Source organism: Shewanella sp. NKUCC06_TVS (assembly GCF_019345515.1).
In the GTDB taxonomy this organism is placed as follows: domain Bacteria; phylum Pseudomonadota; class Gammaproteobacteria; order Enterobacterales; family Shewanellaceae; genus Shewanella; species Shewanella oncorhynchi.
This window is the reverse complement of record NZ_JAHKQX010000009.1, coordinates 1-14,472: the sequence shown is the minus strand read 5'-3', so window position 1 is coordinate 14,472 and position 14,472 is coordinate 1. Positions and strand designations below refer to the sequence as shown.

13 protein-coding genes are annotated in these 14,472 nt (G+C 44.4%); 6 read left to right on the top strand and 7 right to left on the bottom strand.

The annotated features are described in order from the left end of the window. Positions 1–114 precede the first annotated feature (114 nt). Positions 115–1,608 carry a bifunctional diguanylate cyclase/phosphodiesterase gene (locus KO531_RS11385; protein WP_219251300.1) on the bottom strand — a complete coding sequence of 498 codons (1,494 nt, stop codon included), beginning with the start codon at positions 1,606–1,608 and terminating at the stop codon, positions 115–117. Between the two features lie 90 nt (positions 1,609–1,698). After that, positions 1,699–2,541 (bottom strand): HDOD domain-containing protein, encoded by an 843-nt coding sequence (locus tag KO531_RS11380; protein ID WP_028761421.1) that lies wholly within the window; start codon positions 2,539–2,541, stop codon positions 1,699–1,701. Positions 2,542–2,869: 328 nt separating this feature from the next. Between KO531_RS11380 and yegQ the strand changes: the two genes are divergently transcribed. The 3 genes from yegQ (at position 2,870) to KO531_RS11365 (ending at position 6,904) form a co-directional block, all read left to right on the top strand. Continuing rightward, the gene (yegQ, locus tag KO531_RS11375) at positions 2,870–4,237 is read left to right on the top strand and encodes a tRNA 5-hydroxyuridine modification protein YegQ (protein ID WP_105251727.1); all 1,368 of its coding nucleotides are present in this window, start codon (positions 2,870–2,872) and stop codon (positions 4,235–4,237) included. Between the two features lie 4 nt (positions 4,238–4,241). Continuing rightward, the gene (locus KO531_RS11370) at positions 4,242–4,493 is read left to right on the top strand and encodes a YfhL family 4Fe-4S dicluster ferredoxin (RefSeq protein WP_006082676.1); all 252 of its coding nucleotides are present in this window, start codon (positions 4,242–4,244) and stop codon (positions 4,491–4,493) included. Between the two features lie 521 nt (positions 4,494–5,014). Beyond that, the gene (locus tag KO531_RS11365; RefSeq protein WP_219251226.1) at positions 5,015–6,904 is read left to right on the top strand and encodes a S8 family peptidase; all 1,890 of its coding nucleotides are present in this window, start codon (positions 5,015–5,017) and stop codon (positions 6,902–6,904) included. A 109-nt stretch (positions 6,905–7,013) separates the two neighbouring features. On the opposite strand, the gene KO531_RS11360 is transcribed toward KO531_RS11365, so the two are convergent. After that, positions 7,014–7,547 (bottom strand): SCP2 sterol-binding domain-containing protein, encoded by a 534-nt coding sequence (locus KO531_RS11360; RefSeq protein ID WP_219234640.1) that lies wholly within the window; start codon positions 7,545–7,547, stop codon positions 7,014–7,016. Between the two features lie 138 nt (positions 7,548–7,685). On the opposite strand from KO531_RS11360, the gene KO531_RS11355 reads away from it, so the two are divergent. Both KO531_RS11355 and KO531_RS11350 read left to right on the top strand, forming a co-directional pair. Continuing rightward, on the top strand, positions 7,686–8,696 hold the full coding sequence (locus KO531_RS11355) for a peptidase U32 family protein (protein WP_219251225.1): 1,011 nt from the start codon (positions 7,686–7,688) through the stop codon (positions 8,694–8,696). Positions 8,697–8,733: 37 nt separating this feature from the next. Further along, complete coding sequence (locus KO531_RS11350) at positions 8,734–9,621, top strand: U32 family peptidase (RefSeq protein WP_219251224.1); 888 nt, start codon at positions 8,734–8,736, stop codon at positions 9,619–9,621. A gap of 36 nt (positions 9,622–9,657) precedes the next feature. Here KO531_RS11350 and KO531_RS11345 read toward each other — a convergent pair whose 3' ends face one another. Next, positions 9,658–10,371: a hypothetical protein gene (locus KO531_RS11345; RefSeq protein WP_028761881.1), complete on the bottom strand. Its 714-nt coding sequence runs from the start codon at positions 10,369–10,371 to the stop codon at positions 9,658–9,660. A 706-nt stretch (positions 10,372–11,077) separates the two neighbouring features. Between KO531_RS11345 and KO531_RS11340 the strand changes: the two genes are divergently transcribed. After that, a complete protein-coding gene (locus tag KO531_RS11340) occupies positions 11,078–12,436 on the top strand; it encodes a YjiH family protein (protein WP_131523258.1) in 1,359 nt (452 codons plus the stop codon). Positions 12,437–12,981: 545 nt separating this feature from the next. Here the strand turns inward: KO531_RS11340 and KO531_RS11335 are convergent. From KO531_RS11335 to KO531_RS11325, 3 genes are all read right to left on the bottom strand, one after another. Next, positions 12,982–13,182, bottom strand: a complete 201-nt coding sequence (locus tag KO531_RS11335) for a hypothetical protein (RefSeq protein ID WP_219251223.1) — start codon at positions 13,180–13,182, stop codon at positions 12,982–12,984. A gap of 135 nt (positions 13,183–13,317) precedes the next feature. After that, positions 13,318–13,656, bottom strand: coding sequence for a hypothetical protein (locus tag KO531_RS11330; protein WP_219251222.1), 339 nt, complete (start codon positions 13,654–13,656; stop codon positions 13,318–13,320). Further along, positions 13,640–14,472, bottom strand: an 833-nt coding sequence (locus KO531_RS11325; RefSeq protein WP_219251221.1) for a hypothetical protein, incomplete at its 5' end; no start/stop codon positions are given. The genes KO531_RS11325 and KO531_RS11330, both read right to left, overlap by 17 nt.

Genomic DNA, 14,472 nt, shown 5'->3' with positions numbered 1-14,472 from the left:
AGTACAACTCAAATAGCGATAACTGGACAGTATTAAGGCGCGGCTGTAAGCCTTAATACTCTTGATTTAACGAGCATTTGATTTAACGAGCGCTTACTTTAATGAGCACAAGGTTTAGATTGTATTATGTAGTTGGGCCCAGTTCATTTCGAGTTCGGCGGCACTCATGGGCTTCGCGTAATACATACCTTGTATAGTATCAACCCCCATAGCCACTAACCTATCTCTAATCTCAAGCGTTTCAATTCCTTCAACAGTTACCTCATAACCGAGTTTTTTGGCGATATTAATACTGGCTTCGAGGATGTATTCCGACGGTTTATCCTGCTCCAGATCCTTTAAAAAGGCTTTATCGATTTTGACTTCATTGACGGGTAAATGCTTTAAATAAGCTAAAGAAGAATGACCTGTACCAAAATCATCAATTGCAAGTCTAACTCCTAAGGCACGTATCTTTCCTAACGTCTCAACCGCCTTAGTTAAATCCGCCATTAAAGTGCTTTCAGTAATTTCGATCATCAAAGATTCGGGTGGGAGCTGGTAATAGGCTAATCTTGCAGCAATTTCTTGGGGTAAGGTTTCACTGTCAAGATCCCGTGTCGACAGGTTAACTGCAACACACAATTGTATCCCCGCCGCGCGCCATTTTGCCTGCTGTGCTAAAACCTGATCGAGTGCCCATTGGCTGACTAAATCAATCATGCCAGCATATTCAGCTAAGGGAATAAATTCTCCAGGAGAAATAATCCCGAGTTCGTCATGCTCCCAACGCATTAAGGCTTCAACCTGAAAACATCGACCCGTTACAATGTCCTGTTTAGCTTGATACACCATATATACTTGATTACGTTGCAAACCTTTAGGCAAACTATCGATAATTTTCAGTTCTCTTAACTGACGAATATCATCATTTTGGGCATAGTATGCAATCGCGCTACGAGAATGGCGGGCTTTCTTCAGCGCCAAATCGACTCGACGTAGCATCTGACTCGTGTCGGCATGGTGTTCTTGTAAATGCAGACAACCGATTTGAAGCTTAACGCTGACGGGTGTGTTCTTAATGTTAAAAGGCACTTGCAACCGCCCTCTTAAGTGAACTAATTGCTCCTCAGTCAACGCTTGCTCGTAATATAAACAGAATTCATCACCATTGAGGCGTGCGATTAATCTCGGGGATAAACTTAAGCTGTTTAAGCGTTCGGCAAATTGCTTCAGCAGAATATCGCCAAACACAAAACCAAAGAGATCATTTACATAGCGAAATCGATAAATATCAATTAGCACTAATGTCCCTTGAGTCAGCGGCATCATGCCGGTAAGAGTACGTTTCAAGCCGACACGATTAACAAGTCCTGTTAACTTATCCTTGCCCACACTTGCCGGTAACGCCTTTAATAATTCATTTAAAGTATGGTAGAGAGGAGCAAACGCTTGGGGAACGATGCCAATGTCTAAAGCTTGGCGTTCAACCTTTTGCTGCTCTAGCTGGGTACAAAGCTGTGCTAAGAATTTTTGCTGCGACCGTAAAGATCTGTATTTTGCCTGCAGGATATACAATGAAAATATCAATAAAGCGAGAGAAGCGACAACTAACCCGATTACGAACATACCTTGGCCTCTGCCATACCACGTAAGCTTTTTCTCAAATGACACGATAAAAGATATCAGCGCCATTTGAATTCCATTTAGGCCTAACGATTATTGGTAACTTTCTCTAATTGAATGGAATTTTTCCATAAACTCATCACTGGCTAAATCATCGGTCGTCACAGGTAATCCACGGGCGACAAACACACCGAGACGTTGCTCTAGTTCAGTGCCCGCTCGCAATTCACCGGTATAAAAGGCCGCTGCACGGATAAAGTCGAGATAGGTGACATGATCGGGTAGATAAGGTAAATCAGCCCAACGCTCAACCACTTCCATCACTTCGGTAGAGAAATCCCAACTTTTTAAAACAGCACGACCCAAAGGCCCCTGCATTTTACGTACGAGTGCGCGTAATTGATCAATGCTAGTGAATAAATGGGGATGTGCCTCCGCTTCTGTCAAAACAGGTAAAGCGCCAATGTTATGCACGAGTCCAGCTAAGGTTAAGGTATCAAAATTTAACCGACTGGTTGAATGACGCTTATTGTACATCTGCAGCATGGCACAAGACGCAGCGGTTACATCGATTGAGGTACGCCACACTTCGTCCATGACTTCCCACACCATTTCATTGGTGGAAATGAACAATTGCTCCATCGCCACCGAAGTGGCAATGCTTTTAATCTGAATTAAACCAATACGAGAAACCGCACTGTTGATACTTTCAGCGGGTACGCCTCGGCTATATAGCGCGCTGTTAGCGACCTTAATAATACGCGCAGAAATCGCGGCATCTTGGCCGATCACTTCAGCCACTTGTTTAAGGCTCGCATCGGAGCGTCCAACCACTTCTTGCACCCGCATCGCCACTTCAGGCAAGGTCGGTAGTACTAAGGCATCGTCTTTTAGTTTTTTTAATAAACTGACTAACAGTAGATGTTCGGTAGACATCTTAACTCCCATCAATCTGTAAACATCAACATTGGATTGTTGGAGTATATCAGTTGGCTATCATTAGATGCGTAGAAAAAACTGCAGACGTTAATAATTTGTATGATTGCGTTATCAATTTTGCCTTACTTATCTGTCTTAATCATCGACCTCAATCATCACTCAAGTTGAAATATTCCGCTCCAGTTGATCTAAGCCAAACTCACTATATTCGTAAAATGTGAAGTACTGCTAAAGTTAACTAAGGCAATTTGCATACCCCTACTTTCATTGTGTAAAATGCCGCCCCCGCGCACCGCGTCATTTATTAACCCATTTGAGAGTGATTATGTTTAAACCTGAGCTGCTGTCTCCAGCTGGAACCTTAAAGAACATGCGCTACGCCTTTGCCTATGGCGCAGATGCAGTGTATGCCGGTCAGCCAAGATATAGTCTAAGGGTACGTAACAATGACTTTAAAATGGAAAACCTTGCCACTGGGATTGAAGAAGCCCATGCACTCGGTAAAAAGCTGTATGTGGTGAGCAATATCGCGCCCCACAATGCCAAGCTAAAAACCTATATCAAGGACATGGAACCCGTAGTGGCGATGAAGCCTGACGCACTGATCATGTCCGATCCCGGTTTAATCATGATGGTGCGTGAAGCGTTTCCTGATCAAGTGGTGCATTTATCCGTGCAAGCAAATGCCATCAACTGGGCCTCAGTCAAGTTTTGGCAAACCCAAGGCATCAAACGCGTGATCCTGTCACGCGAATTGTCTTTAGATGAAATCGAAGAGATTCGTCAGCGCTGCCCCGATATCGAGCTTGAAGTGTTTGTGCATGGCGCCCTGTGTATGGCGTATTCAGGCCGTTGTTTACTCTCGGGTTATATCAATAAACGCGATCCTAACCAAGGCACCTGCACTAATGCTTGTCGCTGGAAATACGATGTACACGAAGCGCAGCAAAATGACAGCGGTGACATCATTGCCATGCCAAATGCGGTGCAAATTGAAACGCCAACGACCTTAGGCGCAGGCGCCCCCACAGATCAAATTTACCTACTACAGGAAGCCAATCGCCCCGGCGAATACATGCCCGCCTTCGAAGATGAGCACGGCACTTATATCATGAACTCTAAAGACTTACGGGCCATTCAGCACGTTGAGCGCCTGACTAAAATGGGCATAGACTCGCTCAAAATTGAAGGCCGCACTAAGTCCTTCTATTACGTTGCCCGTACCGCACAACTGTATCGCCGCGCGATTGAAGATGCTTCATCGGGTAAAGATTTCGACCGCAGCCTAATGAATCAATTAGAAGGCCTAGCCCACCGTGGTTATACCGAAGGCTTTTTACGTCGCCATGTGCATGATGAATATCAAAATTATGACTATGGCTACTCAGTTAGTGACACCCAACAATTTGTAGGTGAACTGACGGGCAAACGTAATCTTGCAGGATTGGCCGAAATTGAAGTAAAAAACAAGTTCTCCGTTGGCGACAGTGTTGAACTGATGACGCCGCAAGGCAATATCAGTTTGACGATTGAACAACTCGAAAATCGCAAAGCTGAAGCGGTTGAAGCCGGTTTAGGTTCGGGGCACACTGTGTATCTACCCGTGCCGAAAGAAGTCGATTTGAGCCACGGTATTTTGCTGCGTAACTTGCCCCAAGGTCAGGATACTCGCAACCCACATGAACTAGGTTAAGATCATGGCACTACTGATCGACGATAGCTGCATCAATTGCGACATGTGTGAACCTGAATGTCCTAATCAGGCTATCACTATGGGCGAAGAGATCTATGAAATCGATCCAGACCGTTGCACCGAATGTGTGGGTCACTACGACAAACCGACTTGCGTGTCTGTCTGCCCCATTGATTGCATCGACCCAGATCCAAACCGTGTCGAATCTAACGACGAATTGTTAGTGAAATTTGCCGTGTTAACGCAAAAAGCTTAATCACGTCACCTGACCGAGTGGCTATAATGCCTCTCGGTCAAATCTACCCTAATACCTGCCATAACCTGCGCAAAACAACCCGCATAAAAAATCACAATAAAGATGCATTTAACGGTATGAGAAACCTTTAAATAGCTTAAATCCAAGCCTTTATTTCAGCATTAGTCAAAACACTACTTTAGACTGACTTATTTTCAGCGGTGAATGTCAAAAAAGTAGCAGACGGAATTTATCACTGCTTCACAGTTTGTGATTCGGACAAAATGTCGCTTGATAAATCACCACTTTTACAGACTAGGTTGTTTTAATAGACTAATAGTTATTATTTTGACGCTTATTTGTACACCTCACTCTTTAGCTAAGTAAAAAGTCACTTGCGGTCAAATTGTAAATCAAGTGTTACATTTTAACCTTGTAAATTAGATATACCTTAAGCACCGAACTGGGCAGGTTGAAAATACCTTCTACATTAAATTATGTCTCGAAGTCCGTGGAGACATAAAAAGAAAATGGAGTTCAACATGCATAAGAAACATTTAATTGCAGTCGCGGTCGCAACTGGACTTGCTTACTTCCCTGTTAACGCTAATGAATACCAAGCGAGTATGGTAAGTGTCCCGCAATCTAAAGCCATCAAAGATACTTACATTGTTGTATTCAATACCCCAAGCGTTCTTAATCTAAGTAATAACAACACCATAGCTGAATTCGCGACGAAACAAGCCGAGAGTTTAGTCAACCAATATGATATCACTGTGATGAAAAACTTTGGCAATGTGCTCAATGGTGTACTCATCAAGGCCAGCGCCCAACAGATTAAAGCCCTGCGTAAAGATCCAAATGTGAAATACATAGAACAAGATCAAATCATGTCAGTAACGCCTATGGTTGAAGCCAATGCCAATCAACCGAGTCCGACCTGGGGCATAGACAGAATCGATCAACGAAACTTGCCATTGGATAGTAACTATCACACGGATTTCGACGGCTCTGGTGTAACCGCCTTTGTGATCGATACTGGCGTGCTTAATACTCACAATGAGTTTGGTGGTCGCGCCAGCAGTGGCTATGATTTTGTGGATAATGATTACGATGCGACTGACTGTAACGGCCATGGTACCCATGTGGCAGGAACTGTTGGCGGCGCTACCTACGGTGTGGCTAAAAACGTCAATCTTGTGGGCGTCAGAGTACTCAACTGTTCAGGTTCAGGCAGTAACTCTGGCGTGATTGCAGGGATAAACTGGGTGAAAAACAATGCTTCCGGCCCCGCCGTCGCAAACATGAGTTTAGGAGGCGGCGCCTCACAAGCAACTGATGATGCAGTCAATGCCGCAGTTGCCGCAGGGGTCACTTTCGTAGTGGCGGCGGGTAACGACAACAGCAGCGCTTGTAATTACTCACCCGCACGGGCGGTAAATGCCATCACGGTTGGTTCAACCACCAGTAACGATTCCCGCTCGAGTTTTTCTAACTTCGGAACTTGCCTTGATATCTATGCGCCTGGTTCGAGCATTACGTCCGCTTGGTATAACTCGAATTCAGCGACTAATACCATAAGTGGTACCTCAATGGCAGCCCCACATGTGGCAGGCGTTGCCGCATTATACTTAGATGAAAATCCAAATCTCTCTCCCGCACAGGTGACAAACTTACTTACGACGCGCGCCACGTCAAATAAAGTTACAGACGCTAAAACAGGTTCACCCAATAAATTACTCTTTTCACTCGCAGGCGATGATGGTGGCTGTGGCAATAATTGCCCCGTCGATGAAACACCGCTGCAAAATAATGTGGGTGTCGCAATCAGTGGTGCCACAGGTTCTGCGACGTATTACTACATCGATGTCCCAGTCAATGCGGCAAGTTTAGGGATCAATCTAGCGGGTGGTTCTGGTGATGCGGATATTTATGTCAGCCAAGGGCAAAAACCGACGACAACAAGCTACCAATGCCGCCCCTATCAAAATGGCAACAACGAGAGCTGTAACTTCACCACACCTATGGCGGGTCGGTGGTATGTGATGGTGCAAGGCTATAATAATTACGCCAATGCCCAACTGACAGCCAGCTATAACCTGAATGGCGGCGGAAGCTGCACCGATGCAAACTGCTTAACCAATGGCGTACCTGTCACGAATTTAAGCGGGGCAACGGCAACAGAGAAACTGTATAAGATAGTGGTTCCAGCCAATAGCCAACTCAACATTGCCACCAGTGGCGGAACTGGAGATGTAGACCTGTATGTTAAAGCAGGCACTACCCCAACGACCACCAGCTATGATTGCCGTCCCTATAAAAACGGGAACAATGAAAGCTGTTCGATTACCGTGACTCAAGCGGGAACTTACCATGTGATGTTACGCGCTTATTCGAGCTACTCGGGACTACAACTGAGTGCAAGCTACTAACTCATTGACCAAACCATACAGTAAAGTTTAAATAAAAATAAGCCCACTAAGATAACAACTTAGCGGGCTTCTTTATGGAATTAGCAGTGTGTAGTCTCACTACATAACGTTAAAAGCTTGGGGATTTGGCGAGAATAATTGTCGGTTTCGCTTCAATTTGCAGACGCTCAATCACAGCGGCAAGCTTTTCAACACTAAGACGAATTGGGGCTGGCATACTGGCAAATTCGATACTTAACAGCAGGTTTTTCACTTCGAGCCCTAATTCAGTATCACCTTGAATACTCAGCTTACGCTGGAAGAATAGCGTGTCGGGATCTTCCTTCGCCGCCGCCACTAACACTAGCTCGGCAGAGTTGGCACTAAAGGTCACCTGCGCATCGGTGAGCTCTCTGACTTGCCATTTTCCATTAAAACTGACTTCGAAGGCTAAGTTTATATCTTCCACTCGAATCGCGACCCATTTATCCGTCAAAAATCCAAGCTCATCGTCAGCAGCTTGCTCGGCAAGTAAGAGTTCAAGCAATTGGCTGATGGCTTTTGCTTTGAGGCTAAACGGCATCTTAGCAAGTGGAAAGCCGATGGCTTTTGGGGTGAACTCTAAAAGTTGCTGAGCAAATTTTGCGAAAAAAACAGCGGACATGGTGGGAACCCTACAAGAATAAAACATGATATATCCCAGTTTATCGGGATTTTATGATCTTAAACCTGTTTTAAATCAATTCATCGCCATTCAATCTTACCTACACTCAGCGGCTATCATTTTATCGGGAGCATCACTATGGAGCTGTTGTGTCCAGCAGGAAATCTGGCCTCGCTAAAGTTGGCATTACATGCCGGAGCCGACGCTGTGTATCTAGGGTTAAAAGACGACACCAATGCGCGCTCGTTTGCAGGATTAAACTTCACCCCCGCAAAATTGCAAGAAGCCACTGAGCTGACGCAAAAGCACGGCAAAAAAATCTTTTTGACCTTAAATACTTTTCCAAAGCCCGGTGAAGAGCATCGTTGGTATCAGGCTATCGATTTAGCGGCAAAACTGGGTATGGATGCATTAATTGTCGCCGATCTTTCTTTACTCGATTATGCCCATAGGCACTATCCAAACCTGCCACTGCATTTATCGGTGCAGGCCAGTGCAACCAATCTGGGTGCGCTGAGCTTTTATAAGGAAGCCTTTAACATCACCCGAGTAGTATTGCCACGGGTGTTATCCATGAAACAAGTACGGGATCTTGCTAAAGTCAGCCCAGTGGATTTGGAAGTATTCGCCTTTGGTAGTCTGTGCATTATGGCCGAAGGGCGTTGCCAGCTGTCATCCTATGTAACGGGCCAATCGCCCAACACCGGTGGATCTTGTTCACCAGCAAAACACGTACGCTGGCAAGAAGAAGGACAGAACAGATTAACCCGGCTCAACGATGTGTTAATTGATAAATCGGCCCTCGACGAACAAATGGGTTATCCCGTGGTATGCAAAGGCCGTTACATCACAGCAGATCAAGATTCACCGCAATATTTACTCGAATCACCAACCAGTTTGAATACCTTAAGCTTACTTCCAGAGCTAGCCAAAGCTGGCATAGTGTCGCTGAAAATCGAAGGACGTCAACGCAGCCCCGCCTATGTTGAACAAGTCACTCGAGTATGGCGTCAAGCCATAGACACCTATCTAAATAATCCAGCGCTGTACTCACAAAGCCAAAATCAACCCCATTGGGAACAAGCCCTAGCGAAAGTATCCGAGGGTCAGATCACTACGCTTGGCGCCTACGAGCGCGATTGGCAATAAAAGGTAAATAGAGAGCAAGATTGACAAAGGACACCTTATGAAGATTTCCCTAGGACCACTGTTGTATTGCTGGCAGAAACAGCAAGTCGCTGACTTTTACCAGCAAGTCGCCGCCAGTCAAATTCCCTTAGTATATTTAGGTGAGGCGGTTTGTAGCCGCAGACGCGAACTCAAGTGGGGCGATTATCTAGAGCTGGCGCAAATGCTCAAGCAGGCGGGTAAAGAAGTCGTGCTTTCGACGCTGGCCTTAATCGAAGCGCCATCTGAATATACTGAGCTCAAACGCCAGGTCGATAACGGTGAATTTATCGTCGAAGCAAACGATATGGCGGCAGTGTATCTTGCCAAAGAGCGTAAGTTACCCTTTGTCTGCGGCGCGAGTATCAATAACTACAATCGCGCTAGTTTAGACATTTTGCAGCGGTTTGGAATGCAAAGATTTGTCATGCCAGTGGAGCTATCTAAGGCTTGGTTGCAACAAGTGATTCAAGAACAGCCATCATTTGAGGTGGAAGTGCTCGGCCACGGCTATTTACCACTCGCCCATTCGGCGCGCTGCTTTACCGCTAGACACAAACAGCTCACGAAAGATCATTGCGAAACGGTATGCCGTGAATACAGTAAAGGACTACTCGCGCAAACCCAAGAGCAGCAACCTTTACTCAGGCTCAATGGAATTCAAACCCAATCCGCTAGCTGTTTAGATTTACGCAGTGAAATAGCGGCAATGACACAAATGGGGGTCGATGTGTTTCGAGTATCACCCAGTAGTCTTGACTGCATCACTAAAGCCAATGCTTTGGTCGATACGATTCAAGCGACTAAAAATACTCAGGATTTTTCGATGAATAGCAATCTTGGTATAACCCAGTGCAACGGTTATTGGTTTGGTGAAGCGGGCCTTGCTGTGCATGTGAATCCATAGCCTAAAGCTGAAGATAAGCCTAAATTCAAAGATAACTCAGCCAATGATTTTGGGATCTTGGCTGAAGCTTAACTGGCTAAAAAGCAGCACACTTGTCCAGCACAATAAACTTCCCAGTCCAATCCATTCTAGTAGGGCTGGCCACCACAAAGTAGGACGCGGCAGTTGCAATACCATCTCCTGATAAAACGGTCTATCACCTTCGGTCAAACCTAAATTGAGCTGTGGCGCATACAGAAACGTCAACATGCTACATAAGACTATTAACGCCAACAACCCAGTCCAACGGCCAAAGTTAGACTTGCCGAAACAGACCAAGGCTAAATAGAAGATCGCACTCAAACTCCCCAGATAGAAAAACCATTTCAGCCCAAGAACATGCAAGTGATACACGTTCACCGGAAATAATCCCACGCTCGCTAAAGCCAGAAAAGTGAGAGCCAAACTGATAAAGAAAGGGTATCCCCAGCAAGAAGTTACCTGCTGCAAAGAAGACAAACAATAGAAAACGAGGCTTAAACTGCCAAAAAACAATCCACCGTTGAGAATGACAGCGAAAGACGAATGACCATAAGTCCCTAATTCACTTAGGGTGTGATTCAAAAAATTGAAGCGATGGAATTCAGAATCATCGAACCCCAAAACAGTAATAACAATGCCAATTAAAAGCCCAAAGATCCCCAAAAAACCAAACTTAATGGCCAGTGTTGAGCCGCCTTTAATCGTAACCTTCTGTACTTTTGCGATCATGAATACTAGAGCTGGATGGGAGTAATACTAACTTACATGGAAATGAGAAGATTTAAAGCGGCGGGTATCCGCTTTATGAATAATATTTTTACTTTCATCGTTATTTGCGACTTTTTAGTCAATCACAAAAGCATCAAGATAATGGAGAAGGTCACTTTTAGAGATAAGTCGATTTAAAGGCTTATCGCATAAAAATGTGTCCTAGTGCCCAAGACTCCTTAACATTACCGCGATATGCACAACAGGTTCTCGTCAACGCTATATAGCCAGAGTTATCTCTATTGCACTTTCAAATCGAACAGAAAACCAGCCAACATGGCGGTAGGGCTAAAGTTGCTGATGTTTTTTTGTGCAGAAATAACATCTAGATAGTTTCACACACATCAGTAAACAAGTAATTAACCAGTCGTTAACCCACCTAAGGTAAGTGATGGTAAAGCTATGTTTAATAATGCTTTTGCAGTAATGGAAGCCAATATAGCCACTCTTAATTTATCGACAACTGAAGTAAAATAACTATGCTGTTTTGCTGCTTATATCAAACTAACTAGCGAATCGTTTTACATAGAGAAGCTAAGCGAGTAATCTTCCCCATTCTCGTTTTTGAGTTGAATTTAAATGCACCTTAATTAGCGTCGACAGCTTGTTACGTGCGGCTATTTATTCAAATTTACCATGTACGACTCGTACTTTAAGGTGTACAACATTGGCTACTGAAAATAAAAACCGAAACATTAAGACGATACTCACCTTTATCGTCCCTTCGCTGATTGGTCTGTTGTTATTTATGACCCCTATCAGCTACAACGATGCGATCACAATTCCTATCGCTATCATATCTAAAGCACTGCAAGGCGCATTGAGCGGTGTGCTAACCCTCATAGTGACTATTATTGTTGTGACTACGGCGCTGGCCTCTTTACTGTCAAAAGTGTTTAAGCCCACATTCGTTAGCCAAAATCACTTCCTTAATGGTTTATTGAATGTCAGCCCTATGTGGTTGACGACTCGGATCTTAGGTGCAGTGTTTATCGTACTGACTTACTTAGGTTTAGGTCCAGAGATCATCAACTCCTCGAGCACTGGCGCATTAGTCTTAAACGACTTATTACCTGTGTTGTTCTCAGTATTTATCTTTGCGGGTATGTTACTGCCGCTGCTGCTGAACTTCGGCCTGCTCGAACTTTTTGGTACACTCTTAACGAAAGTCATGCGTCCCGTGTTCAATCTACCGGGTCGTAGTGCTATCGATTGTATGGCCTCATGGTTAGGTGATGGCAGTGTCGGCATTTTGCTGACCAGCAAACAATACGAAGCCCGTTTTTATACCCAGAGAGAAGCCGCAGTTATTGGTACAACCTTCTCGGCGGTATCGATTACCTTCAGCTTAGTGGTGATTTCACAAGTTAAGTTAGAGCATATGTTTGTGCCCTTTTATTTGACTGTGTGCCTCGCGGGTTTTGCCGCCGCTGTGATTGTGCCTAAGTTGCCACCATTATCGTGGAAGAAAGACAACTATATAGATGACACACCACGCATGCCAGATGATGAGCTGATCCCAGCAGGACATGGCGCCTTATCTTGGGGCTTTGATAAAGCCTTAGAAAAAGCCGCCAGTGCCGGTGGCATAAAAGCTGTCTTAAATGAAGGCATTAAAAACGTTGTCGATATGGTGTTTGGTATTATCCCTGTGGTAATGGCCATTGGTACGCTGGCACTGATTATTGCCGAGCACACGCCCATCTTTAACTATCTGGGGATGCCGTTTATTCCATTACTCGAATTACTGCATATTCCAGAAGCCACTGAAGCCTCTAAAACAATCGTGGTCGGTTTTGCGGATATGTTTATTCCGTCAATCCTTGCCAGCTCAATTGAATCAGATATGACCCGCTTTGTAATTGCAGCCTTATCTGTGACTCAGTTGATCTATATGAGTGAAGTCGGTGCACTGCTTATCGGCAGTAAAATTCCCGTCAACTTCGTTGAGCTTTTCGTGGTGTTTATTCTACGCACCTTAGTGACACTGCCTGTTATCGCAGGTGTAGCCCATTTATTGTTCTAACATTACGCTAGTTTGGGCCTAACGTAGGTTTTAATGTAAGTCCAACAAACGTTCTAAAAAAGGGGAGTCAGATTAACTGACTCCCCTTTTTGCACTAACTCATACACGAACTGGCTGATTTGATTATATAGCGTGACTTAATCGTACAATCTCCACTCGACACCACACAACTCACTTTTGGACAGAAATGTGTTGGAAAGTAGTGTTTGGGGAGCAGTAACTTCAGTTGTTAGAAGTTTAGCGTTTACGGGTATCCACTCGCACAGGCTTGCCATGGCATTCGCTCGTCGACTCGCAGCAAGTCCGTCCATGGGGCGGACGGTCGTCTCGCCAATCACCATGGCACACCTTTCGAGCATTCGCGTAATCTGTAGATTTAAAAGTGTTACGCAGCACGCTTTGGGACAAAACCTTGTTAGATTTTTTACTCTAATTCATTGGTTTCGGATTAATATTTGTAAGGCAATTATTGAAAGTTAGTAATAAACCGATGAACAAGCCATCCTTCTTCTTTCCATGAACTAAAGTGAATGCTCTTCTAAAACTTATGTGGTCAACACTCGCAGCAGACTGAGCAACTCAAAACAGTAGAAGAGATCACTCATAGACAGCAGAAGCGATCTATTTTGCAACACCAATTGATGTGGTGGCGCTGCAAAAAACTGGCCGCCCTGCTGGCGAACAGTGATCACTTCTACCAGTAACGACTGCTCAGGCTGCTGGTCGAATTGCCCGGTTTCAGGCAAGAAACAGCCCCAAGAAATGGGGCTTATTGTAAAAAGTGTTATGGCTGCCCGCTCTCTTTCCTTTTTTAAGAGGGCAAAGTAGCGTTGGCAACGATATTGCTATTTGGGTCGGCGAGTGTCGTGGCTCTGCCTAATCTATTCTTGAGAGAAAAGATGTGGCAGTCCTTTTCTTTCTTGAGCCAATGATGACATAACCTCAATAACGATACTCTTTAGTTTATTTTCATCACAGTAAGCGTTAGGAAATTTAACTCGATCTTCTTCAAACTCTGAAAATCTTCCTGCCACATTTGAGAGCTTTTCAAACTCCTGCAGTTCCTTCGGATTTAGCAAAGATAAATCTATGCCTATGTCAAAACATTCATAAAACTCGTCACAAAAGCTTCTAGGCGTTATATTTTGTGATATTAGCTCCTTCATCAAATAGTACAAATATTCTACAGCCTGTTTATTAGGTTTATTTTTTGATTGCATCTAATGGCCCCATTTTTTTGCGTGCATATTCAAAATGTAGAATAGTATTAGTATTCTTATGATAAAGGACTTCCAGATTATACGGGTTTTCGTTACGCCAAATCCTCATGTAGTGCATCAAGGCAACCGAGCCTTGTGGATCAGGAAAACCTTTACTTCCTTTGATTACCTGATCAAGCAATTGTACAGGCACATATCTAGCTGGGTTAGTCATATGAAGAGCTGGAGAGTTTGCAAAGTTATACTGCTCCATTGACGATGATGTACTTCTCCGTATGACAGGAACCATGGCAGTCCCAACTGCGGCAATTTTTCTAAAATCATTAGCAACGCCTTGGGCAACCTCATTGTCTACATCAACCCTCTGGTCCATTCTACCTAATGAACCTGAATCTTGATGAAGGAAATGTTCAGTCCAGTCAGCAATGCCATTTACCATATCTGGTATCAAGTTACCGACTGCCGCTAAGGCACCATTGCCAATGGTTGAGGCAGTTTCGGCATACAAGTCACTGTACTTGCCGTAACTCCAGCCTCCACTAGAATCTCCCCCAAAGCTATAAGTTGCAGTAGCACTACCATCTAAGTTTGTTTGACCCGATACTAATTTACCACCTGATTTTTCTAATTGGAGGCCAACTTCCCCAACTCTTTTAGCTTCTCCAGAAATTGTCAGTTTACCGTTAGCTTCGCCGTTACCTACCGTTGCTTTATTTTTCTTCTTTGACTCTGTATCTGCCAACTGCACTGAGGTACAAAAACCTTCAAAACCGGTATTTGACCCTGTAGTGCAACCTCCACCAGTCGCTGCATACC

What these genes read in the sequence shown, in the direction of transcription:
- KO531_RS11385 (WP_219251300.1), bottom strand. Translation starts at nt 1,608, where the DNA reads ATGTTCGTAATCGGGTTAGTTGTCGCTTCTCTCGCTTTATTGATATTT.
- KO531_RS11380 (WP_028761421.1), bottom strand. Translation starts at nt 2,541, where the DNA reads ATGTCTACCGAACATCTACTGTTAGTCAGTTTATTAAAAAAACTAAAA.
- yegQ (WP_105251727.1), top strand. Translation starts at nt 2,870, where the DNA reads ATGTTTAAACCTGAGCTGCTGTCTCCAGCTGGAACCTTAAAGAACATG.
- KO531_RS11370 (WP_006082676.1), top strand. Translation starts at nt 4,242, where the DNA reads ATGGCACTACTGATCGACGATAGCTGCATCAATTGCGACATGTGTGAA.
- KO531_RS11365 (WP_219251226.1), top strand. Translation starts at nt 5,015, where the DNA reads ATGCATAAGAAACATTTAATTGCAGTCGCGGTCGCAACTGGACTTGCT.
- KO531_RS11360 (WP_219234640.1), bottom strand. Translation starts at nt 7,547, where the DNA reads ATGTCCGCTGTTTTTTTCGCAAAATTTGCTCAGCAACTTTTAGAGTTC.
- KO531_RS11355 (WP_219251225.1), top strand. Translation starts at nt 7,686, where the DNA reads ATGGAGCTGTTGTGTCCAGCAGGAAATCTGGCCTCGCTAAAGTTGGCA.
- KO531_RS11350 (WP_219251224.1), top strand. Translation starts at nt 8,734, where the DNA reads ATGAAGATTTCCCTAGGACCACTGTTGTATTGCTGGCAGAAACAGCAA.
- KO531_RS11345 (WP_028761881.1), bottom strand. Translation starts at nt 10,371, where the DNA reads ATGATCGCAAAAGTACAGAAGGTTACGATTAAAGGCGGCTCAACACTG.
- KO531_RS11330 (WP_219251222.1), bottom strand. Translation starts at nt 13,656, where the DNA reads ATGCAATCAAAAAATAAACCTAATAAACAGGCTGTAGAATATTTGTAC.